Source organism: Streptomyces sp. NPDC091387 (assembly GCF_044756945.1).
Taxonomy (GTDB): Bacteria; Actinomycetota; Actinomycetes; order Streptomycetales; family Streptomycetaceae; genus Streptomyces.
Map to the genome: position 1 here is coordinate 352,911 of NZ_JBIVTZ010000004.1, position 21,292 is coordinate 374,202.

The 21,292-nt window shown below is 73.6% G+C and carries 21 protein-coding genes; 6 read left to right on the top strand and 15 right to left on the bottom strand.

Annotated features, from left to right (window positions below; genetic code table 11):
- Window positions 1-4: 4 nt before the first annotated feature.
- From ACIQM0_RS11055 to ACIQM0_RS11065, 3 genes are read right to left on the bottom strand one after another with little or no spacing between them, the layout of a single operon-like run.
- Window positions 5-598, bottom strand: coding sequence for a TetR/AcrR family transcriptional regulator (locus tag ACIQM0_RS11055; protein ID WP_401285808.1), 594 nt, complete (start codon window positions 596-598; stop codon window positions 5-7).
- A 4-nt stretch (window positions 599-602) separates the two neighbouring features.
- Window positions 603-1,388, bottom strand: a complete 786-nt coding sequence (locus ACIQM0_RS11060; RefSeq protein ID WP_401285703.1) for an SDR family oxidoreductase — start codon at window positions 1,386-1,388, stop codon at window positions 603-605.
- Window positions 1,385-2,551, bottom strand: a complete 1,167-nt coding sequence (locus ACIQM0_RS11065; RefSeq protein WP_401285704.1) for an acyl-CoA dehydrogenase family protein — start codon at window positions 2,549-2,551, stop codon at window positions 1,385-1,387. Before ACIQM0_RS11065 ends, ACIQM0_RS11060 begins: the two co-directional genes overlap by 4 nt.
- 46 nt (window positions 2,552-2,597) lie before the next feature.
- Between ACIQM0_RS11065 and ACIQM0_RS11070 the strand changes: the two genes are divergently transcribed.
- From ACIQM0_RS11070 to ACIQM0_RS11090, 5 genes are read left to right on the top strand one after another with little or no spacing between them, the layout of a single operon-like run.
- Window positions 2,598-3,446 carry an enoyl-CoA hydratase gene (locus ACIQM0_RS11070; RefSeq protein WP_363023489.1) on the top strand — a complete coding sequence of 283 codons (849 nt, stop codon included), beginning with the start codon at window positions 2,598-2,600 and terminating at the stop codon, window positions 3,444-3,446.
- The gene (locus tag ACIQM0_RS11075) at window positions 3,446-4,621 is read left to right on the top strand and encodes an acyl-CoA dehydrogenase family protein (RefSeq protein WP_401285705.1); all 1,176 of its coding nucleotides are present in this window, start codon (window positions 3,446-3,448) and stop codon (window positions 4,619-4,621) included. Before ACIQM0_RS11070 ends, ACIQM0_RS11075 begins: the two co-directional genes overlap by 1 nt.
- Window positions 4,621-5,607 carry an acyl-CoA dehydrogenase family protein gene (locus ACIQM0_RS11080; RefSeq protein ID WP_401285706.1) on the top strand — a complete coding sequence of 329 codons (987 nt, stop codon included), beginning with the start codon at window positions 4,621-4,623 and terminating at the stop codon, window positions 5,605-5,607. The genes ACIQM0_RS11075 and ACIQM0_RS11080 overlap by 1 nt, the downstream gene beginning before the upstream one ends.
- 24 nt (window positions 5,608-5,631) lie before the next feature.
- Window positions 5,632-6,705 carry an acyl-CoA dehydrogenase family protein gene (locus ACIQM0_RS11085; protein ID WP_401285707.1) on the top strand — a complete coding sequence of 358 codons (1,074 nt, stop codon included), beginning with the start codon at window positions 5,632-5,634 and terminating at the stop codon, window positions 6,703-6,705.
- 28 nt (window positions 6,706-6,733) lie between these two features.
- Window positions 6,734-7,522, top strand: a complete 789-nt coding sequence (locus tag ACIQM0_RS11090; RefSeq protein ID WP_401285708.1) for an SDR family oxidoreductase — start codon at window positions 6,734-6,736, stop codon at window positions 7,520-7,522.
- Window positions 7,523-7,574: 52 nt separating this feature from the next.
- On the opposite strand, the gene hsaA is transcribed toward ACIQM0_RS11090, so the two are convergent.
- From hsaA to ACIQM0_RS11110, 4 genes are all read right to left on the bottom strand, one after another.
- Entirely contained in the window at window positions 7,575-8,741 is a 1,167-nt protein-coding gene (gene hsaA / locus ACIQM0_RS11095; protein WP_401285709.1) for a 3-hydroxy-9,10-secoandrosta-1,3,5(10)-triene-9,17-dione monooxygenase oxygenase subunit, read from the bottom strand.
- A gap of 42 nt (window positions 8,742-8,783) precedes the next feature.
- Complete coding sequence (locus ACIQM0_RS11100) at window positions 8,784-10,379, bottom strand: FadD3 family acyl-CoA ligase (RefSeq protein WP_401285710.1); 1,596 nt, start codon at window positions 10,377-10,379, stop codon at window positions 8,784-8,786.
- A 63-nt stretch (window positions 10,380-10,442) separates the two neighbouring features.
- Window positions 10,443-11,237 (bottom strand): SDR family NAD(P)-dependent oxidoreductase, encoded by a 795-nt coding sequence (locus ACIQM0_RS11105; protein ID WP_401285711.1) that lies wholly within the window; start codon window positions 11,235-11,237, stop codon window positions 10,443-10,445.
- A 109-nt stretch (window positions 11,238-11,346) separates the two neighbouring features.
- The gene (locus ACIQM0_RS11110; RefSeq protein WP_401285712.1) at window positions 11,347-13,014 is read right to left on the bottom strand and encodes an FAD-dependent oxidoreductase; all 1,668 of its coding nucleotides are present in this window, start codon (window positions 13,012-13,014) and stop codon (window positions 11,347-11,349) included.
- Between the two features lie 68 nt (window positions 13,015-13,082).
- Here ACIQM0_RS11110 and ACIQM0_RS11115 point away from each other — a divergent pair, with 68 nt between their 5' ends.
- Complete coding sequence (locus ACIQM0_RS11115; protein WP_401285713.1) at window positions 13,083-13,694, top strand: TetR family transcriptional regulator; 612 nt, start codon at window positions 13,083-13,085, stop codon at window positions 13,692-13,694.
- A 42-nt stretch (window positions 13,695-13,736) separates the two neighbouring features.
- On the opposite strand, the gene ACIQM0_RS11120 is transcribed toward ACIQM0_RS11115, so the two are convergent.
- The 8 genes from ACIQM0_RS11120 to ACIQM0_RS11155 all read right to left on the bottom strand — a co-directional run bounded on the left by ACIQM0_RS11120 (window position 13,737) and on the right by ACIQM0_RS11155 (window position 21,287).
- Entirely contained in the window at window positions 13,737-14,663 is a 927-nt protein-coding gene (locus tag ACIQM0_RS11120) for a 3-oxoacyl-ACP reductase (RefSeq protein ID WP_401285714.1), read from the bottom strand.
- A 97-nt stretch (window positions 14,664-14,760) separates the two neighbouring features.
- On the bottom strand, window positions 14,761-15,576 hold the full coding sequence (locus ACIQM0_RS11125; protein ID WP_401285715.1) for a 2-keto-4-pentenoate hydratase: 816 nt from the start codon (window positions 15,574-15,576) through the stop codon (window positions 14,761-14,763).
- A complete protein-coding gene (locus ACIQM0_RS11130) occupies window positions 15,569-16,426 on the bottom strand; it encodes a MaoC/PaaZ C-terminal domain-containing protein (RefSeq protein ID WP_401285716.1) in 858 nt (285 codons plus the stop codon). The genes ACIQM0_RS11125 and ACIQM0_RS11130 overlap by 8 nt, the downstream gene beginning before the upstream one ends.
- Window positions 16,423-17,607, bottom strand: coding sequence for a lipid-transfer protein (locus ACIQM0_RS11135; protein WP_401285717.1), 1,185 nt, complete (start codon window positions 17,605-17,607; stop codon window positions 16,423-16,425). The genes ACIQM0_RS11130 and ACIQM0_RS11135 overlap by 4 nt, the downstream gene beginning before the upstream one ends.
- Entirely contained in the window at window positions 17,604-18,038 is a 435-nt protein-coding gene (locus tag ACIQM0_RS11140) for a MaoC family dehydratase (RefSeq protein WP_401285718.1), read from the bottom strand. Before ACIQM0_RS11140 ends, ACIQM0_RS11135 begins: the two co-directional genes overlap by 4 nt.
- Entirely contained in the window at window positions 18,035-19,153 is a 1,119-nt protein-coding gene (locus tag ACIQM0_RS11145; RefSeq protein WP_401285719.1) for an acyl-CoA dehydrogenase family protein, read from the bottom strand. The genes ACIQM0_RS11140 and ACIQM0_RS11145 overlap by 4 nt, the downstream gene beginning before the upstream one ends.
- Window positions 19,153-20,124, bottom strand: coding sequence for a bifunctional MaoC family dehydratase N-terminal/OB-fold nucleic acid binding domain-containing protein (locus tag ACIQM0_RS11150; RefSeq protein WP_401285720.1), 972 nt, complete (start codon window positions 20,122-20,124; stop codon window positions 19,153-19,155). The genes ACIQM0_RS11145 and ACIQM0_RS11150 overlap by 1 nt, the downstream gene beginning before the upstream one ends.
- A complete protein-coding gene (locus ACIQM0_RS11155) occupies window positions 20,121-21,287 on the bottom strand; it encodes an acyl-CoA dehydrogenase family protein (RefSeq protein WP_401285721.1) in 1,167 nt (388 codons plus the stop codon). Before ACIQM0_RS11155 ends, ACIQM0_RS11150 begins: the two co-directional genes overlap by 4 nt.
- Between the last annotated feature and the right edge of the window lie 5 nt (window positions 21,288-21,292).

The following is a 21,292-nucleotide window of genomic DNA, read 5'->3' on the forward strand; positions in this document are numbered from 1 at the left end:
GATGTCAGGTGCGGGGGGTGATGCCTTCCAGGACCATGGACAGGTACTGGCGGGCGATCTCCTCCGGGCTGTGGGTACCGCCGGGGCGGTACCAGGAGGCGGCGACCCAGACGGTGTCGCGGACGAAGCGGTAGACGAGCCGGACGTCCAGGTCGGCCCGGAAGGCCCGCTCGGCGACGCCGCGTTCCAGGGTGCGCAGCCAGGCGTCCTCGAACTTCGCCCGGGAGCCGGTGAGATAGGCGAAGCGCGGCTGGGCGGAGAGGTGCCTTGACTCCTTCTGGTAGATGGCGACCGCGGGGCCGTGCCGGTCGATCTGCCGGAAGGACTGGGTGACGAGCGCCTCGATGGTCGCCCCGGGCCCGAGTCCGGCGGCCAGGACGGTGCCGTAGCCCGCCCACAGCTCGTCCAGGAAGGCCGAGAGGATCTCGTCCAGCATCGATTCCTTGGAGTCGAAGTGGTAGTAGAGGCTGCCCGCGAGCAGCCCCGCCTCGTCCGCGATGCGGCGGACGGTGGTGGCGTTGTAGCCGAGCGCGGCGAACACCTCGGCGGCGGTCGCCAGGAGTTCGGCGCGTCGTTCGGCGTTGGCGTTCGCGGCGATGGGGTCACGCCCTCTGGCTGCTGACGGAGACGGTCTCCCCGGTCATGTAGGAGGAGTAGCCGCTGGCCAGGAAGACGATGACGTTGGCGATCTCCCAGGGCTCGGCGTAGCGGCCGAAGGCCTCGCGTTCGGTGAGTTCGGCGAGGAGCTCGGGGGTGGTGACCTTCACCAGGTGCGGGTGCATGGCCAGGCTCGGGGCGACGGCGTTGACGCGTACGCCGAAGTCGGCGGCCTCCAGGGCCGCGCAGCGGGTGAGGGCCATCACGCCGGCCTTCGCGGCGGCGTAGTGGGCCTGGCCGCGCTGGGCGCGCCAGCCGACGACGGAGGCGTTGTTGACGACGATGCCGCCGCTGTCGCGGTCCTTGAAGTGGCGCAGGGCGGCGCGGGTGCAGCGGAAGGTGCCGTTCAGGGTGACGTCGAGGACCTTCGACCACTGTTCGTCGGTCATGTCGACGAGGTCGGCGGTGCCGCCGAGGCCCGCGTTGTTGACGACGATGTCGAGGCCGCCGTGGCGCTCCGCGGCGAACGCGAACAGTGCGTCGACCTGCTCCTGGTCGGTGACGTCGCAGGGCAGGGCGGCGACGTTGTCCGCGCCGAACTCCTCGGCGAGGGCGGTGGCGCTCTCCCCCAGCCGGCGTGCGTGGGCGTCGCCGATGACGATGCGGGCGCCCTCCTCCAGGAATCTGCGGGCCGTCGCCCCGCCGATCCCGGCGCCCGCGGCGGCGGTGATCACGGCGGTGCGCCCGGCCAGGAGGGAGTGTCCTGCTACGTACGACGGCTGGGTGGTCACGGGCGGATCTCCTTGGGCAGGCCGAGGACGCGCTCGGCGATGATGTTGCGCTGGATCTCGTTGGATCCGGCGTAGATGGTGTCGGAGCGGGAGAAGAGGAACAGCCGCTGCCAGTCGTCGAGTTCGTACGGCTCCCCGGTGGCGGTCATGCCGCCGGCGCCCAGCACGCTCATGGCGAGTTCGCCGAGTTCGCGGTGCCAGGTGGCCCAGAAGATCTTGCCGATGGACGCCTCGGGGCCGGGTGCGCCGGCCGCCACGCCGTCGAGCATGCGCAGGGCGTTGCACCGGATGGTCTCCAGGCCCGTCCAGGCGCGGGCGAGCCGGTCGCGGATCAGCGGGTCCTCGGCGGCGCCGTTGCCGCGGGCCAGGGCGATGAGGGTCTCCAGTTCGCGCCGGAAGCCGACCTGCTGGCCGAGGGTGGAGACGCCGCGTTCGAAGCCGAGGGTGGCCATGGCCACGCGCCAGCCGTCGCCCGGGGCCCCGACGATGTGCTCGGCGCGGGTGCGGGCGCCGTCGAAGAAGACCTCGTTGAACTCGGAGGTGCCGGTCAGCTGGGCGATCGGCCGGATCTCCACGCCGGTCCCGTCCAGTGGGACCAGGAGATAGGACAGCCCCCGGTGGCGGGTCGAGCCGGGTTCGGTGCGGGCGACCACGAAGCACCAATGCGCCTCGTGGGCGAGTGACGTCCAGATCTTCTGCCCGGTGACGACCCAGTCCTCGCCGTCCCGCACGGCCCTGGTCCGTACGTTCGCCAGGTCGGACCCGGCGTCGGGCTCGCTGTAGCCCTGGCACCACAGCTCCTCGACGGCGACGATCGGCGGCAGGAACCTGGCCCGCTGCTCGGGGGTGCCGAAGGCCACCAGTGTCGGGCCGAGCAGCTGTTCCCCGATGTGGTTGACCCGTGCGGGGGCGTCGGCCAGGGCGTATTCCTCGTGGAAGGCGACCTGTTGCCCGAGGGTCGCGCCCCGGCCTCCGTACTCCTTCGGCCAGCCCACGCAGGTCCAGCCCTCGGCGGCCATGTGCCGTTCCCAGCCGAGCCGTTCGGCGAAGGCCTCGTGCTCGCGGCCGGGTCCGCCGCGGCCCCGGAGGCCCGCGAAGGAGCCGGTGAGGTTGGCGGCCAGCCAGCCGCGGATCTCGGTGCGGAACTCCTCGACGCTGCTCATGGGGGTACGTTAATCTACCAAACACTTGTTAGGGAAGGAGGGGCCGATGTCCGCTGCCCACGACGAACCGGTGCGCTACGAGAAGCGGGGCCCGGTCGCGACGGTGACCATGAACCGGCCCGACTACCGCAACGCGCAGAACTCCGCGATGACCTACGCCCTGGACCGGGCGTTCTACCGCGCGGCCGACGACAACGAGGTGAAGACCGTCGTACTGGCCGGAGCGGGCAAGCACTTCTCCGCCGGCCACGACATCGGCACCCCCGAGCGGGACGCCCATCTGCCGTTCGAACGCCGGGCGGGGCTCTGGTGGGACCACTCGGACAAGGAGGGCGCGGAGAGCCGGTTCGCCCGCGAGTCCGAGGTGTATCTCGGGATGTGCCGCCGGTGGCGGGAGCTGCCCAAACCGCTCATCGCGTCCGTTCAGGGCGCGTGCGTGGCGGGCGGCCTGATGCTGGCCTGGGTGTGCGACCTGATCGTGGCGTCCGACGACGCGTTCTTCGCCGATCCGGTGGTCCGCATGGGAATCCCCGGTGTCGAGTACTTCGCGCACCCCTGGGTGATGCCGCCGCGGATCGCCAAGGAGTTCCTCTACACCGGCGACCGGATGAGCGCGCGGCGCGCGTTCGAGGTCGGCATGGTCAACCGGGTCGTGCCCGGGGAGGAACTCGCCGAGCGCACCAGGGAGCTGGCCCTGCGGATCTCCGAGATGCCGCGCCTGGGCCTCGCCCTCACCAAACGCGCCGTCAACCAGGCGGAGGACCTCCAGGGCATGCACACCGGCATGGACTCGGTGTTCGGCCTGCACCACCTGGCGCACGCCCACAACGCCGAGACCGCGCCCGACGCGCTCGGCGGCATGGACATCCGGGCGATGAAGGAGGCGGGTGCCTGATGGACCTCGATTTCGACGCGGCCGACGAGGCGTTCCGTACCGAGGTGCGCGACTGGCTGGCCGCCCACGTCCCGGCCGCTCCCCTGCCGTCCCTGGAGACCGCGGAGGGGTTCGCCGCCCACCGGGAGTGGGAGGCGGCCCTGGCCGCGGACCGCTGGTCGGTGGTGTCCTGGCCCGAGGAGTTCGGCGGGCGCGGCGGCTCCCTGCTGCGCTGGCTGGTCTTCGAGGAGGAGTACTACGCCGCCGGGGCGCCCGGCCGGGTCAGCCAGAACGGCATCAGCCTGCTGGCCCCCACCCTCTTCGAGCACGGCACGGCCGAGCAGCGGGCCAGGATCCTGCCGGCCATGGCGCGCGGCGAGGTCATCTGGGCGCAGGCCTGGTCGGAGCCGGAGTCCGGCTCGGATCTGGCCTCGCTGAGGTCGACGGCCGTACGGACCGAGGGCGGCTGGCTGCTCAGCGGCCAGAAGACCTGGTCCTCCCGGGCCGCCTTCGCCGACCGGGCCTTCGGCCTGTTCCGCAGCGATCCGGACGCGGACCGGCCGCACCGGGGACTGACGTATCTGATGTTCCCGCTGGACGCCGAGGGTGTCACGGTGCGCCCCATCGGGCGGCTCGACGGGAAACCCGCCTTCGCGGAACTCTTCCTGGACGAGGTGTTCGTCCCGGACGAGGACGTCATCGGTGAGCCCGGACAGGGCTGGCGGGTCGCGATGAGCACCACCGGGAACGAACGCGGACTCACCCTGCGCAGTCCGGGCCGGTTCACGGCCGCCGCGGACCGGCTGACCGCCCTGTGGCGCGAACACGGCGACCCGGCGGACACGGCGCTGCGCGACCGGGTGGCCGACGCGGTGATCGGGGCCCGCGCCTACCGGCTGTTCTCCTACCGGGGCGCCTCCCACGTGCTGCACGACGAGGGCGGGCCCGCCGGGGCCGCCTCCAGCCTCAACAAGGTCTACTGGTCCGAACTGGACATCGCCCTGCACGAGACGGCGCTCGACCTGCTCGGCCCGTACGGCGAACTCGCCGACCACGCGGCCGAGTCGCCCGCCGCCGGGGGCTGGGCGGAGGGCTACACCTTCTCCCTGGCCGGCCCCGTCTACGCGGGCACCAACGAGATCCAGCGCGACATCATCGCCGAGCGGCTGCTCGGCCTGCCGAAGGGACGCCGGTGATGCGCTTCTTCCCCGACGCCGAGCAGCGGGAGTTCGCCCGCTCCCTCGACGCCCTGCTCACCTCCTGCGACACCCCGGCCGCGGTACGGTCCTGGGCCGGCGGCGACCACGGCCGGGGGCGGGCCGTCTGGGCCCGGCTCGCCGAGGCCGGGGTGTTCGCGCTCGCGGTCCCGGAAGCGCACGACGGCTTCGGCCCGCTGCCCCTCGAACTGGCCCTCGCCTTCGAGGCGCTGGGGCGTCACGCCGTACCCGGACCGCTGGTCGAGACGGTGGCCGCGGCGGCCCTCCTGGACCGGCTCGGCGACGAGCGCGTCGCCGCCGGGCGGCTGCCCGGTATCGCCTCCGGGAAGTCCGTCGTCTCCCTCTGCCTGACCTCGCTCGGTCCCTACGCCCTGGACGCCGACATGGCCGACGCGGTGTTCGTGGTGGACGGCGACACCCTGCGTGTCGCCGCCGGGCCCGGTCCCGTGCAGCCGTCGGCCGATCCGGGGCGGCGGCTGTCGAGGCCGTCGGGCGGGACGGTCCTCGCGCGGGGCCCGGCGGTGACCGCCGCGGCCGGGTACGCGGCCGATGTCGCCGCGCTCGCCACGGCCGCCCAGGCGCTGGGGGTCGGCCGGACCCTGCTCGCCCGTACCGTCGCCTACGTCACGCAGCGCACCCAGTTCGGAGTGGCGATCGGCTCCTTCCAGGCGGTCAAGCACCGGCTGGCGGACACCCTGCTGGCCCTGGAGTTCGCCGAGCCGCTGGTGCACGGCGCCGCGCTCGCCCTCGCCGCCGGCGACGACGGGGCGGGGCGGGATGTCGCCGCGGCCAAGGTCACGGCGGGCGAGGCCGCGTACGGGGCGGCGCGCGCGGCCCTCCAGTTGCACGGGGCCGTGGGCTACACCGACGAGCTCGACCTGTCGCTGTGGATCCGCAAGGCCCGGCCGCTGCGCGACGCGTGGGGCACCCCGGCCGCGTGCCGGGCCCGCGTACTGACCGGCTGACCGCACACCGAGGGGAGCAGCCGGATGAGGCTGACTGAGGAGCAGGAAGAGCTGCGGTCGGCCGTACGGTCGCTGCTGACGAGACATCAGGGAGCCTCTGCTTGGCGCCCGTTGGCTGAGCAGATCGGCGCGGCCGGTCTCGCCGTGCCCGAGGAGTACGGCGGGGTGGGCGGCGGCGCCCGGGACGTCCACGTGCTGATGGAGGAGCTCGGCCGGGGCCTGAGTCCGCTGCCGTGTCTGGGCTCCGCGGTGCTCACGGTCGGGGCGTTGCTGGCCTCCGGTGACGAGGCGGCCTGCGGACGGCTGCTGCCGGGGCTCGCCGAGGGCACCTCGGTGGGCGCGCTGGCCTGGGCGGAGCGGGGCTCCTGGGAACCGGACGCGATCCGCGCCGGGGCCGTGCCGGGCCCCGGCGGAGGCTGGCTGGTCACCGGGGCCAAGGAACACGTGCTGGACTGGCCCGTCGTCGACGTGCTGCTCGTCGCCGCCCGCACGGCTTGCGGGGTCTCGCTCTTCGAGGTGCCGGCCCATGCCGCCGGGGTGCGCCGGGAACCCGTCGTGACCATGGACGGCACCCGTGGCCAGGCCCGATGGGTGCTGGACGCGGCCGAGGGACGCCTGCTGGGTGCGGACGGCGACGGCGGGCGGAGCCTGGAGCACGTGCGGGACCTCGCGTGCACGGCCCTCGCCGCGGAGCAGGTGGGCGCGGCCGGACGCGCTCTGGAGCTCACCGTCGCGTACGCCCGGGACCGGGTGCAGTTCGGCCGGCCCATCGGGTCCTTCCAGGCCGTCAAGCACCGGCTGGCGGACGCCTATGTGCTGGTGGAGTCGGCGCGTTCGGCGGCGCTCGGGGCCGCGTTCGCGGCGGACGAGGACCCGGACGCGCTGCCGCGGGCCGCCGCCGTCGCCAAGTCCGTCTGCTCCGAGGCGTTCTCGGCGGTGGCCGGCGAGATGATCCAGCTGCACGGCGGGATCGGGATCACCTGGGAACACGACGCGCACCGCTACTTCAAGCGGGCGCACGGGGCGGGCGAGCTGTTCGGCCCGCCCGCGCGCCACCGGGCCCGGCTCGCCGCCGGACTCGGACTGACCGCGCACTGAATCCGTCGGACGAGAGGGGCCTCACATCATGGACACCGAAAGCCCGTTGGACTTCACGGGGCGCGTGGTGCTGGTCACCGGCGGCACCAAGGGCATCGGGGCCGCCATCGCCGGGGCGTTCCTCGGCGCCGGGGCGGACGTGGTGGTCTGCGGCCGCACCACCCCGGACACCCTGCCCGCGGCCGGGGGCCGGGAGGCCGTCTTCGTGGCGGCCGACGTGCGTGATCCGGCGGCGGCGGCCTCGTTGGTGGACGCCGCCGTGGAGCGCTTCGGCCGGCTCGACGTACTCGTCAACAACGCGGGCGGCTCCCCGGACGCCGACGCGGCCACCGTCTCGCCGCGGTTCGTCGAGAGGATCGTCGCGCTCAACCTGCTCGCGCCGTTCTATGTGGCGCAGGCGGCCCACCGCGCCATGCGGGCCCAGGACGGCGGTGGTTCGGTCATCAACATCGGCAGCGTCTCCGCCCATGACCCGCAGCCCGGCACCGCCGCGTACACCGCCGCCAAGGCCGGGCTCCTGGCGCTCACCAAGGCGCTGGCCCTGGAGTGGGCGCCCGCGGTCCGGGTCAACCACATCACCACCGGGCTGATCCGCACACCGAGCGCGGCGTCGGTCTACGGCGCGGACGGCGGGGCCGCGGTGGCGGGCGTCATCCCGATGGGCCGGATGGCCGTGCCCGAGGACGTCGCCCGTGCCTGTCTGTTCCTCGCGGGCGACCTGTCCGGGTACGTCAACGGGGCGGACCTGGCGGTACACGGCGGCGGGGAGTTCCCGGCCCGCTACCTCGCCGCGAAGGCGGCCGCCGCACCGGAGTGAGGAAGCGGCGAGGTCCCGGACCCCGCGCGGGGTCCGGGACCTCGGCCCGCGCTCAGACCAGGTTGTCCTCGACCGTCAGCCCGAAGGCTCCCCGGCCGTACATGGCGAGGGCGCGCTCCACGTCGTTGGCGACGTGGACGCTGCCCGCGTGGGCGTCGCGCCAGGCGCGTTCGACGGGGTTGCCGCGCCGCAGCGCGTTGCCGCCCGCGGTCTTGAAGAGCAGGTCGATCGCGCCGACGGCCCGTTCGGTGCCCCGGACCTGGTCGCGCCGGGTGCGCAGCCGCAGCTCCATGGGTATCTCCTGTCCGGCCGCCGCGAGTTCGGACAGCTCGCGCAGGTTGCGGTCCATCTGCAACACCGTCGCGTCGATGTCGGAGGCGGCGCGCGCGATGGCGACCTGGGCGAACGGGTCCTCGGTGAACCTGCCGCCGCCCAGGCTGAGCCGCACCCGCTCCTTCATCCGCGACACGTACGACGCGTAGCCGCCGGACACCGCCCCGATCACCGGTGCGGTGACGGCGCTCGTGAAGATCGCGCCGAACGGCAGCCGGTACAGCGGACCCGGGTTGACCTGCTGCCCCGGCACCTTCAGCCGGGCCTGCTCGTAGTTGCGGAGCACCCGGTGGGCCGGCACGAACGCCGACTCGACGAGGATGTCGTTGCTCGCCGTACCGCGGAGCCCCACCACGTCCCACATGTCCTCGATCCGGTAGTCGGACCGCGGCACCAGGACGGTGAGAAAGTCCACCGGCCGTCCCTGCGCCCCGACGACGAGCGCGCCGAGCAGCGCCCACGAGGCGTGTTCGCAGCCCGAGGAGAAGCTCCACCGGCCGGTGAGCCGGTAGCCGCCGTCGACCGGGGTCAGCCGGCCCACGGGGGCGTACGACGAGGAGATCCGGGTGTCCCGGTCCTCGCCCCACACGTCCTCCTGCGCCCGCTTGGGGAACAGGCCGAGCTGCCAGGGGTGGACACCCAGGACGGACGCCACCCAGCCGGTGGAGCAGCACACCGCGGAGATCGCCCGCACCACCTGGTAGAAGTCGACCGGGTCGGCCTCCAGGCCGCCGTACCGGGCCGGCTGGAGCATCCGGAACACCCCCGCCCCGGCCAGCTCACGGATCGTGGCGTCCGGTATCCGCCGCTCCTCGTCCGTGGCCACGGCCCGCTTCTCGATGGCCGGCAGCAGGGCGCGCACCGACTCCAGAACCTCGTTGCCCATAGTCCGTCCTCCATGCCCTTGTCGCACTGTGCGGTGTGTCCGTCAGATCGTCCGCAGGGCGGCCTTGTCCACCTTGCCGGTGGCGTTGCGCGGGAGGGCCCCGAGGACGACGACCTCACGGGGCACCTTGAAGTTGGCGAGCCGCTCGCGGCAGTGGCCGACGAGTTCGTCCGGTCCGGTCCCGGTGCCGGGCCGGACCGTCACGTACGCGCGTCCGACCTCCCCGAGCCGCGCGTCGGGGACTCCGACCACGGCGGCCTCGGCGACGGCGTCGTGTCCGGCGAGCACTTGCTCGACCTCCGCCGGGTAGACGTTGAAGCCGCCGACCACGAACATGTCCTTCGACCGTCCGGTGATCACCAGGTTGCCGCGTGCGTCGAGGTGGCCGACGTCACCGGTGTCCAGCCAGCCGTCGGCGTCGACGGCCGCCGCGCTCGCCACCGGATCGTCCAGGTAGCCGAGCATCACGTGGTAGCCGCGGACCAGGATCCGGCCGTCCTGCCCGGCCGGCAGCGGGTGCCGGCCGCCGTCTGCCACCAGCACCTCGGTACCGTCGATGGGGCGGCCCGCGGTCCGGGCCACGGTCTCGTCGTCGTCGTCCGCCGAGCACACGGTGACCGTGCCGCAGGTCTCGGTCAGCCCGTAGGCGGTGAGCACCTCGGGGAAGAGTTCGGCCCGCATCCGCCGCACGAGCGCCACCGGCACGACGGCGGCGCCGGTCACCGCCAGTCGCAGCGACGACAGGTCGAACCGCTCCCGGCCGGGCGCGTCCAGCAGTTCGGTGTAGATCGTGGGCGGGCCGGGCAGCACGGTGATCCGTTCGGCCTCGACGGCGCGCAGGACCAGGTCCACGTCGAACACCGGCTGCAGCACCATCGTGGCGCCCCGCAGCAGGCAGGCCAGTACCCCGGCCTTGTAGCCGAAGCAGTGGAACATCGGGTTGACGACGAGACAGCGGTCGTCGCCGGTGACTCCGGTCCGGCTGCTCCAGGCCCGGTACGTGGCGAGGTTCTGCCGGTGCGTGGTCAGGGCGCCCTTGGGACGGCCGGTCGTGCCCGAGGTGAAGAGGAGGTCGGACGGGTCGTCGGGGTGCACGGCCGCGGTACGGGCGGTGGCCTCGGTGTCCGGCAGTTGCTCGCCGCACCGGAGGAAGCCGTCCCACGGCAGGGTGCCGGCGCGCTCGGTGCCGTCGAAGGCCACCACCCGTTCCAGGCGGGGCAGTCCCGGCACCGGCCGCCCGTCGTCGCCTTGCCCCTGGCCCGTGCCCAGCATGGCGAGGTAGTCCTTGCCCAGGAAGCCGTTCTCGACGAACAGCAGGCGCACGCCGCCGCGTTCCAGGAGCCAGCTCGCCTCCGCTCCCTTGTAGCGGGTGTTGACGGGCACCAGCACCGCGCCGGCCGAAGCGGCGGCCAGTGCGGCCACCACCCAGCGGTGGCTGTTGGGCGCCCAGACGGCGATCCGGTCGCCGGGGCGGGTGCCGAGGGCGATCAGCGACTTCACGGCCGCTCGCACCCGGTCGCGCAACTGCGCCCAGGTCAGCCGTACCTCACCGTCCACGACCGCGTCCCGGCCGGGGTGCCGGCTCGCGGCGAGGTCGAGGGCGCCGGGGATCGTGAGGGGGTGCTCGGTCTCGCTCATCTGCTCTCCGGGAGGGGCGGGCCTGCGCGGTGAGCGCGGGAGGGGACGGGCGATGACATCCCGTCAGGTGGACGGAGGCAGAAGCCGCTTGGATGCCTCATGGGCTCCGAGGACCAGGTCGGCGCGGGGGAATCCGCTGCGCTTCTCCGCCGCTCCCGCGTTGCCGCCGGCGACCCGTACGGGTCCGTCGGCGAGGTGTTCCAGACCCTCGCGGGCGATGTCGTCCGGCTCGGCGACGTTCAGTCCGGGCAGGTCCATGCGCAGCCCCGCGCGCTCCATGGCGGGGGTGCGGGTCACGCCGAGGACGAGTTCCAGGACGTGTACGCCGTAAGGCCGCAGTTCCAGCCACAGCCCCTCGGCGAAGACACGGCTGAAGGCCTTGGCCGCCGAGTAGATGCTGATCTGCGCCTGGCCCAGGTAGCCGGCCAGGGAGCCGACGAGCAGGATGCCGCCTCGGCCCCGGTCCTTCATCAGGGCGCCGAAATGGTGGGTGAGGGCCAGCTGCGCGGTGATGTTCAGATCGAGGACGCCCTGCACCCGGGCCAGGTCGCCGGTCACGAATTCATGGCCGTAGCTGTTGGCTCCGGCGTTGAAGATCAGCAGGCCGACCTCCAGGCCGTCGGTGACCGCGCGGACGGCGGCCAGGGCGCCGGGGTCGAGCAGGTCGAGTTCGAGGGTGCGGACCTCGACGCCCTTGGCCCGTACCCGGTCGGCGGTCTCGTTCAGGGGGCCGGGGGTGCGGGCGATCAGCACCAGGTTGATCCCGGCGTCCGCGAGCCGGTCGGCGAACGAGGCGCCCACTCCCTCGGAACCTCCGGCGACGACCGCCCACGGCCCGTACTCGGTCTTGTTCGGCATCGGATACCTCATCCTTCTGTCCTGGCCGGCGGTGCCGTGACCGTAGAACGGCCGTCGGGGCGGCGCCGCCGGGGATCCCACTGGCCGGGACGGCGTCGGCCGCCCCCGGTCAGGCCGGGTCGGCGGACCGCCGCGTCATGTGCCGTACGGCGAGGGAGGCGAAGACCATGGCGGTGCCGAGGGGGACGCCGGGGCCCGGGTAGACCCGGCCGGTGAAGGAGGCGCTGGTGTTCCCGGCCGCGTACAAACCGGGCAGCGGACGGCCCTGACCGTCGAGGACGCGGGCGTGGGCGTCCGTGCGGAGTCCGCCCTTGGTGCCGAGGTCCGCGAGGACCAGCCGGGCCGCGTAGTACGGCGGCCGGTCGAGCGGGACCAGGCACGGGTTGGGCCCCGGGGCGTTCCTGTCGGCGAAGAACAGGTCGTAGGGGTCCTCGCCGCGGTGGTGGTCCTCGTCGGTCCCGGTGGCGGCGAAGCCGTTGAAACGGCCGACGGTGTCCGTCAGCGCGCCGGCCGGTACCCCGATGAGCGCGGCGAGCTCCGGCAGCGAGTCCGCCCGCACCCAGGTGCCGGCCGCCAGGTGCCGCGCGGGGTCGGCGGGCGGCACGGTGATGGCGGGCAGGGCGCCGCCCTCCCGGGAGTCGAAGACCAGGTGGACAAAGTCCGCCGCTCCCCCGGCGGCGGCGATGGCCCGGCCCATGCGGTCGTAGGGCAGCGACTCGTTGGCGAACCGCCGCCCCGTTCCGTCCACGACCAGGCCGCCGCGCAGACCGAGGGTGAACGCGGCCGAACCGTCGGGGAGTTCGGCCCCCGGGCACCACCAGGCCTCGTCCATGAGATCCGTGGCGGCACCGGCCGCGACGGCGGCGCGCAGCACCTCCCCGGTGTTGGTCCCCCGGGGCGCCATGCTCCAGTCGGCGCTGCCCGGCACCCGGTGCTCGGCGCGCAGCGCGGCATCGCCCTCGAAGCCGCCCGCGGCCAGCAGCACACCGCGCCGGGCCCGCACCCGGACCGTGCCCCGCGGCGTCCGGGCCACGACGCCGGTGACGCGTCCGTCCTCGGTGACCAGCCCGGTGACCCGGTGCCCGGTGCGGATCCGCGCGTTCCCGGTACGGGTGGCGGCCAGCAGGAGGCGGCCGATCAGGGCGCGGCCCGCGCTCAGCGGCCCGGCCGGGTGTTCCAGGCCCGCGCGGTCCCGGTCGACCGCCGGGCGTACCAGGGGCAGCAGTTCGCCGAGCAGCTCCGGCGCCAGGTCGAGCGGTACGAAGGAGCGTCCGGCGTCCTTCCGGCCGGGGGCGGCGACGTAGTCGGGGAAGGCGCGCCACTCGAACGCGATGGCCGGGTCGTCCTCCAGCCGGGCGACCAGTTCGGGAGCGTGCCGCAGGAACGCCTCCAGGCGCTCGGTCCCGGCGTCGCCGGTCAGGGCCCGCAGGTACGCTCCGGCCGCCTCGGTGGAGTCGTCGAGTCCGGCCCGCTCCTGCACCTGGGTGCCGGGCAGCCAGCAGGCCGCCCCGGAGTAGGCGGAGGTGCCGCCGAGCAGCGCCGTCCGTTCCAGTACGACGGTGTCGAGGCCGTCCGATGCCGCTGTCAGGGCCCCGGTGAGCGCTCCCGCACCCGATCCGACGACGATCACGTCATGGGTGGCGTCCCATTCCTGCCGGCCGTCCCGCATGGGGGTGCCCTCCTGCCGCTCGGTGGTGTGAGGGCTCAGCAGACCGCCTCCGGGGCGGCGGGCGCGGGGCCGGTCCCGCTGACCGGTACGGGCGGGGGCGGTCGGCATCTGACGCGGAACCGGGCCCGGCGTATTGTCTGAGGCGCCATTGCCAACCGAGCGCCGGGAGGGAGAGCGTGCCCAGAATCGCCGAGGCCAGGGCGGGGGCCGAGCCCACTTCGCCCCGGCAGCGCGCACGCCGTCAGAGCATCCTGAGGGTGGCGGCGGACATCGCCGCCTCGACGGGGCTCGAGCGGGTGCAGATGCACGAGGTCGCCAAGTCCGCGGGGGTGGCGATCGCCACCCTGTACCGGTACTTCCCGTCGAAGACCCATCTGTTCACCGCGCTGATGGCCGACCAGATCGAGGGATTCGCGGCGCGGGTCCCCGACCGTGCTCCGGGCACCCGGCCCGAGGACGCCGTCTTCGAGACGCTGGGCAGCGCCACCCGTAACCTGCTGCGCCGACCGGCCCTCGCCACCGCGATGATCCAGTCGGCGAACGCCGCCCGTGCCACGACCGTCCCGGACCTGGCGCGGATCGACTCGGGTTTCCTCGATCTGCTGCTGCGGGCCTGGGGCGTGGAGAAGCCCACGGATCACCACATCGCCCGGCTGCGGCTGCTGATCCTGCTCTGGTACGGGGTCCTGCAGTCCCGGCTCAACGAGCGGCTCACCCCGCAGGAGGCCGACGCCGATCTGCGGATGGCGTGCCATCTGCTGCTGGCTCCCGGCCAGGACGCCGGCTGACCCGGCCGGCGCGCCCGCCGCCGGCCGGGTCGGCCCGCGGGTTCACGGGGCCGGCTGGGTACCCGTCGTGTCGAGTCCGGCGACGCTGTGGGCGGCGTACGTGCGGTGCGGGTCGCGGCCGCTGAAGTACGGCGTGAGCCGGGCGTCGAGCTCCTCCGGAGTGAAGGTGCCGTCGGCGGCGGTGAACTTCTCCTCCACGGTGGGCGGGGCGAGCAGGGCGACCATGTCGCCGTAGGCGACGAACACCTGACCACTGATGTTGTCGGCGGCCGGTGAGGCCAGGTACCCGACGAGGGTCGCGACCCGCTCGGGCGCCATGATGTCGAGGCCGCCCGGCGCCGCCACGCCCTCGCCGAAGGCGTCGGCGGTCATGGCGGTACGGGCCCGCGGGCAGATCGCGTTGGCGCGCACACCGTAGCGGGCCAGCCCCTGTGCGGTCGCCAGGGTCAGCGCGGTGATGCCGGCCTTGGCGGCGGAGTAGTTCGGCTGGCCGGGGGCGCCGAACAGGAAGGCCTCGGACGAGGTGTTGACCACACGGCCGTAGACCGGGGCGCCCGTCGCCTTGCTCGCCGCGCGCCAGTGCACGGCGGCGGCGCGCGAGACACCGGCGTGGCCCTTGAGGTGGATCCGGATGACGTCGTCCCAGTCGGACTCGGTGAGGTTGAACAGCATCTTGTCCCGGAGCACGCCCGCGTTGTTCACGACGATGTCCAGGCTGCCGAAGGTCTCCACGGCGGCCTGCACCAGGCGGTCGCCCATGGACCAGTCCCCGACGTCACCGTTGACCGCCACCGCCTCCGAGCCCAGGGCCTTGATCTCGGCGACCACGTCGTCGGCCGACGGACCGATGTCGTTCACCACCACCCGGGCGCCGAGCGCCGCGAGTGCCAGGGCCTCGGCGCGGCCGAGCCCCGCTCCGGCACCGGTGACGACGGCGGTCCGCCCCTCCAGGGTGTTCGTCGCGCTCATGCTGCCTCTTTCCGTGTTCCGTCGAGCCGATGGATACGCAGGGCGCGCCCCGGGAATGTCACGGGGTCCGCCCCGGCCGCCGAAACTAGTATCGATTTCAGTTTTTGGGCCGGTGCTGTCCCGTTGAGTGGACGAAGCCGACCGAGACGGAGCCGAGCCCCGCGAACTCGGCGCGGAACCCGTCCCCCGGCCGTACGTCGACCGCCCTGGTGCACGAGCCCGGCAGGATGACGTGTCCGGCCTCCAGGACCACCCCGTAGGACGCCACCTTGCGGGCCAGCCAGGCGACGGCCTCGGTCGGGTCGCCGAGCACCGCGCTCGTGTTCCCGCGGGCGATCTCCTCGCCGCCCCGGTACAGCACGGCTTCGATGTCGGCCGGGTCCAGGCTGTCCGGCCGGACCCTGGCGGAGCCGAGGACGACGCCGGCGGACGAGGCGTTGTCGGCGATGGTGTCGGCGAGCCCGATCCGCCAGTCCTTGATCCGGCTGTCGATGAGTTCGAGGCTGGGGACGACGTACTCGGTGGCCGCGAGGACGTCCGCCGCGGTGCATCCCTCCCCGGGCAGGCTCCGGCCGAGTACGTACCCGATCTCGACCTCGATCCGCGGGCAGCAGTAGCGGTCGGTGCCGACGGGGGTCCCCTCGGGCAGCACCATGTCGGAGAGCAGGTGGCCGTAGTCGGGTTCGTCCACGCCCATCATCTGCTGCATGACCTTCGACGACAGCCCGACCTTGTGCCCGCTGACGGTGCGGCCCTCGGCCAACTGCCTTCGGATGTTGATCAGTTGGATCTCGTAGGCGTCGGCCGCCTCGATGGCAGGGTAGCCGGTGGTCAGCGGGTCGACCGGGGTCCGGTCCCGCTGTGCGGCCCACAGCACCTCGGCGGCCTCGGCTCGCTGCGCGGGGTCAATCATCGGGGGTCTCCTCATGGGTGGTCGGGTCGGTGGCGAACCGGGCGCGGCCGCCGGAGAGCACCGTGCGGGCGTCGTCGGCGGCCACCTCGAAGCGCACGGCGGCCCCGCGCCCCTCGCCGTCTGCCCCGGCGTCGTCCCAGCCGTGCACGGTGAGCCGGTCGCCGGGGAAGACCGGCGCGGCGAACCGGGCCTCCAGCTCCACGAGATCGGCGGGGTGCGCGCCGAGTTCGCCAGCCAGTGGCAGCAGGCTCGTGGCGAGCGTGCACAGTCCGTGCAGGAAGGGCCGGGGCATCCCCGCGGCCTTCGCCGCCACCGGGTCGATGTGCATGGCGTGCCGGTCGCCCAGCAGCCGGTAGAGCGCCGCCTGCCGGGAGTGCGTGACCACCGTCCGGGTGTGCCCGGCCGGCCGGTCCGGGCGGCGCGGGGCGGACGGACCGCGTTCGCCGCCGAAGCCGCCGGAGCCGGGGGCGAAGATCGACCACGTCGCCGTGAAGTACGCGCAGGACACCTCCACGTCGAAGACGGCTGCCGATCCCTTGTCCCTGACCCGGGCGACCCGTGCCGTCGTCGTCAGTTCACCCGACGCCTCCAACGGCCGCTTCACAAGGAGGTGCTGGCTGCCGTGCACCGCGGTGGTGACGTCGAAGGCACCGAGGGCTCCGAGGGCGTCGGGCGCCCACTGGGCGAGGGTCAGCGCGAAGGTGGGCAGCACCCGCAGACGCTCCTCGTACACCAGGTCGAGCCGGTCGGCGGGTGCGCCGACCGCGAGTGCGTAGAGGATCGCGTCGCGCGCGGTGAAGGAGACCGTACGGGTGCCGAGTTCGCGGCCCTGCCACGGGGAGACGGTCATCGGTCGGCCCCCAGGATCAGGCCGCTGGTGGGGACTCCGGTGCCGGCGGTGACCATGACGTGCTCGGCCCTGTCGGGCTGGTTCACCGAGGTGCCGCGGATCAGCCGGACGCCCTCCGCGATGCCGTTCATACCGTGCAGATAGGCCTCGCCGAGCTGCCCGCCATGGGTGTTGAAGGGCAGCCGGCCGCCGAGCTCCAGGTGGCCGTCGGCGATGAAGTCCTTGGCCTCGCCGGGCTTGCAGAAGCCCAGCTCCTCCAGTTGGGGAAGGACCAGCGGGGTGAAGTGGTCGTAGAGGACCGCCGCGTCGATGTCGTCGGGCCCGAGCCCGCTCTGCCCGTACAACTGCCTTCCCACCAGGCCCATTTCTGGAATGCCGGTGATGGTGGGGCGGTAGTAGCTGGTCATCATGTGCTGGTCGGCCCCGAGTCCCTGAGCGGCCGAGCGGATCACCGCGGGCGGGCGGGGGAGGTCGCGGGCGCGTTCGGCGGAGACGATCACCAGGGCCTGGCCGCCGTCGGTCTCCTGGCAGCAGTCGAGCAGCCGCAGGGGTTCGGCGATCCAGCGGGAGTCGCGGTGGTCCTGCAGGGTGATGGGGCGGCCGTGGAACCAGGCGGCCGGATTGTTCGCGGCGTGCTTGCGGTCCACCACGGCGACCCGGCCGAAGTCGTCGGTGGTGGCGCCGTACTCGTGCAGATAGCGGCGGGCGAACATGGCGACCCACTGGGCGGGGGTGCTCAGCCCGAACGGGGTCATCCAGGCGTAGGCGGCCCGGTCCGCGGTGGTGTCCATGGGCCGGTCGGCCTGCCCGAGCCCGTACCGCTCGCCGGACCGCTCGTTGAACGCCCGGTAGCAGACGACCACGTCGGCGATCCCGGTGGCCACGGCCATGGCCGCCTGCTGCACGGTGCCGCAGCCGGCCCCGCCGCCGTACCCGATGCGGGAGAAGAACGTCAGATCGCCCATCCCGGTGTTGCGGGCCACGTGGATCTCGCTGTTGGTGTCCGCGGTGAAGGTGACCAGCCCGTCGACGTCGCAGGGTTGCAGCCCGGCGTCGGCGAGGGCGGCGAGCACGGCCTCGCAGGCGAGCCTGAGTTCGCTGCGGCCGGAGTTCTTGGAGAACTCGGTGGCGCCGATGCCGGCCACGGCGGCCGCCCCGGACAGCCCCGTCGGCGTACTCATCGTGCCTCCAGGGGAAGTCGCACGGACACGGTCCCGGTGAGGTGGGCGCCCAGGCTGTTGGTGCCCCGGACGGCGATCTCGACGCTGCGGTCCTCGTCGGACCTCCCGGTGACGGTGCCGGTGAGCACCATCGTGTCGCCGGGGTGGTTGGGGGCGCCGAGCCTGATCCGGATGGCCCGGACGACGGCGGCGGGACCGGCCCAGCCGGTGACGTACCGGTCGACCAGGCCGTTGCTGGTCAGGATGTTCATGAAGATGTCCTTGGAGCCGCGTTCCCGGGCGAGTGCGGGGTCGTGGTGCACGTCCTGGTAGTCGCGGCTCGCGAGTGCGGTGGCGACGATCAGGGTGCGGGTGACCGGGATCGACAGCTCGGGGAGTACGTCCCCGACGGCCACCCCGGCATAGCCGCGGGTGTCGGGCCGCGGGGTCACTCGGTCACCGCCCCACCGGTCACCAGGGCGCCGAGGCGTTCGAGGTCGGCGCCGGCACCGCCCAGGGTGGTGGAGATCTGCTTGCCCCACAGGAAGTGGCGGTGCACCGGGTAGTCGGTGTCGACGCCGATGCCGCCGTGGACGTGCTGGACCCGGTGGACGGTGTTCAGGCCGCCCTCGGTGGCCCACCACTTGGCGACCAGCGCGGCCCGGTCGGCGGCCTGGGCGTCGAAGGGCGGGGCCAGCGCGTCCACCGCGTGCCAGAGCGTGACCCGCATCGCCTCGATGTCGATGTAGCAGTCGGCGAGCTGGTGCTGCACGGCCTGGAAGGTGGCGAGGGGGCGGCCGAACTGCTCGCGTCCGCGCAGGTGGGCGGCCGCGTGCGCCAGCGCCCCGTCGGCCACGCCCACCTGGACGGCGGCCAGGGCCAGGAACGCGTTGCGGACGAGGTGTTCCACGGCCCCGCCGCCCGGCTTGCCGACGGCCTCGGCGGGGGCGCCGTCGAGGGTGAGGTGGGCGCTCATGTCGTGGCTGGTGGTCTCGGCGTACTCCCGGCTCACCCCGGGGGCGTCCGAGGGGACCAGGAAGACACCCGGCCCGTCGCCCGTGGCGGCGGTCACCAGCACCTGCCGCGCACCGGCCGGCGCCGGCACCACGGCCTTGACGCCGCTGAGCCGCCAGCCCGTTCCGTCCTCGACGGCGGCCGTCCGGGGCCTGAGCGGGTCGGCGGGGCCGAACTCCTCCAGGGCGACGGTCGGCCGGGCGCTGCCGTCCACCAGGCCCGGCAACAGCTCGGACCGCTGGGTCCGGCTGCCGTACGCGGCCACGGTGAGCGCACCGGTCAGCGCGGGCCACAGCGGCACCGGCGCCACCTGCCGGCCCTGCTCCTGGAGGAGCACACAGAGTCCGGCCGTGCCGAGCCCCGCGCCGCCGTCCTCCTCGGGCAGCACGGCCGCGAGCAGTCCGGCCGCGGCCAGGTCCGCCCACAGCCGTTCGTCCACGCGCGTCGGTGAGTTCTCCACCTCGCGCAGCCGCTCGGGCGTGGCACGGTCGGTGAGGATCTCCCGGGCCAGGTCACGTACCGCTTCGAGCTCTTCTCCCAGGGAGAAATCCATCAGGGCGCCTCCGTCGGGGCTGGCCGGAACACCGGCAGGGTCGGTTCGGGGCCGGCGTCGAGCCAGTCGAGGACCACGGGCATGCCGATGGTGACGTCCTCGGGCGCGACACCGGTCAGGCCGGTGATGAGCCGGGTGCCTTCGGCGAGTTCGACGACGGCGACGAGATACGGCGACTCGAAGGCGGGATGGCGGGGGTGGTGGTTCACGACGAAGCTGTAGACGCGGCCGCGACCGCAGGCCTCGGCCGTGTCCCACTCCAGTGACCGGCACTCCGGGCAGCAGGGGCCCGGTGGGTGGCGCAGGGTGGAGCAGTCCGCGCAGCGCTGGATGAGCAGCCGGTGCTGGTTCGCGCCCTCGAAGAAGAAGGCGTTGTCCCGGTTGACCGCGGGGCGGGGCCGCGGGGCCAGGGCCGGCGGCGGCGCCTCCGCAGGCTCGGGGCGGAACCTCAGGGTCCGCCACCGCTGGGTGGCGACGGTCTCGCCGTGCTGGTCGGTGTACGTCTTGAGGGTGGTGACGAACCGTCCCGGGCCGAGGCCGGTCCGCTTCCTGGCCGAGACCGACTCGACGGTCTCCCGCACGGCGACGTGGTCGCCCGGCGTCAGCTCCCGCAGGAAGGTGAACTCGGAGTCGGTGGCCACCACGGATGTGTAGCCCCCCTCGTCGAGGAGGGCGACCAGTTCGTCGAAGGCGCTCGGGCCGCCGGGTGGCGCGGCGACGGTGGCCGCGTAGCCGCGCATCGTCCAGGCCTGGACCATCGACGCGGGTGCCACCACCCCGTCGCGGCCGGTGGCGCGGGCCGCCGCGTCGTCGGTGTACACCGGGTTGGTGTCGCCCATGGCCTCGGCCCAGTGCCGGATCATCGGCTGGTTGACCGGGTCCTGGGCCGGGGTGGGGGCGCGCAGTTCGCGCCCGGTGAAGGCCTGCAGCCGCTCCTCGTACCCCGGTCCGTGCCCGCCGTGCCCGGTCATGCGCCACGCCCCTTGCGCGGCAGTCCGAGTCCCTGGGTCGCGACCATGTCGCGCAGGATCTCGTTGACGCCGCCGCCGAAGGTGTTCACGATGCCCTGCCGGGAGAGCTGTTCGACCTGCCCGGCGAGGACCGCGCCGGGCGATTCGGGCCGGATGCGCCCGGCCGCGCCGAGGATCTGGGTCAGTCCGCGCTGGACGTCGATGTGGGTCTCGGTGCCGTACGCCTTGGCGGCGCCCGCGTCTGCGCCGGTCAGCGTGGCACGGGCGACGGCCGCGGTCATCTTCCAGTTCATCAGCCGCATCGCCTCCAGCCGGGCGTACGTGCGGGCGAACTCCTGCCGTACCCAGGGCACTTCGGCCGTGCCGTTCTCCCGGGCCCAGTCCAGGACCCGTTCCCAGAGCTGGATCATGCGGCCGCCGAGGGCGGCGAGACCGATGCGTTCGTGGTTGAGCTGCGCGGTGATCAGCCGCCAGCCGCCGTCCACCTCACCGACCACGTCGGTGGCCGGGACCCGGATGTCGCTGTAGTACGTCGCGGTGACGGCCATCCCGCCGACGGTGCGGATGGGGCTCCAGGAGAAGCCGGCGTCGGTGGTCGGCACGATCAGGATGGAGATGCCCCGGTGCTTGGGGGCGTCCGGGTCGGTGCGGGCGGCGAGCCATACGTAGTCGGCGGTGTTGGCGCCGCTGGTGAAGATCTTGCTGCCGTTGACGAGGTAGGTGTCGCCGTCCCTGACCGCCCGGGTGGTCAGGGAGGCGAGGTCGGTGCCGGCGGCGGGCTCGGTGTAGCCGATCGCGAACACGATGTCGCCGGAGAGGATGCCGGGCAGGAACCGCTTGCGGTGCTCCGCGGAGCCGTGGGCCATGAGGGTCGGGCCGACCGTGTTGACCGTGACGAACGGGAAGGGCAGGCCCGCCCGTTGGACCTCGTCGAAGAAGACGTACTGGTCCTCGGCGGGCCGGCCCTGCCCGCCGTACTCGGTGGGCCAGCCGATCCCCAGCCAGCCGTCCGAGCCGAGCCGTTTGACGACCTCGCGGAAGCGGTCGCCGCCCACGCCCTCCTCGCCGGTACGACGGCGTTCGTCCTCGGGCATCAGACCCGAGAAGTACGCCCGCAGTTCCCGCCGCAGCTCCTGGTGCGCGGCGCTCTCGCGCAGTTGCATGTGTG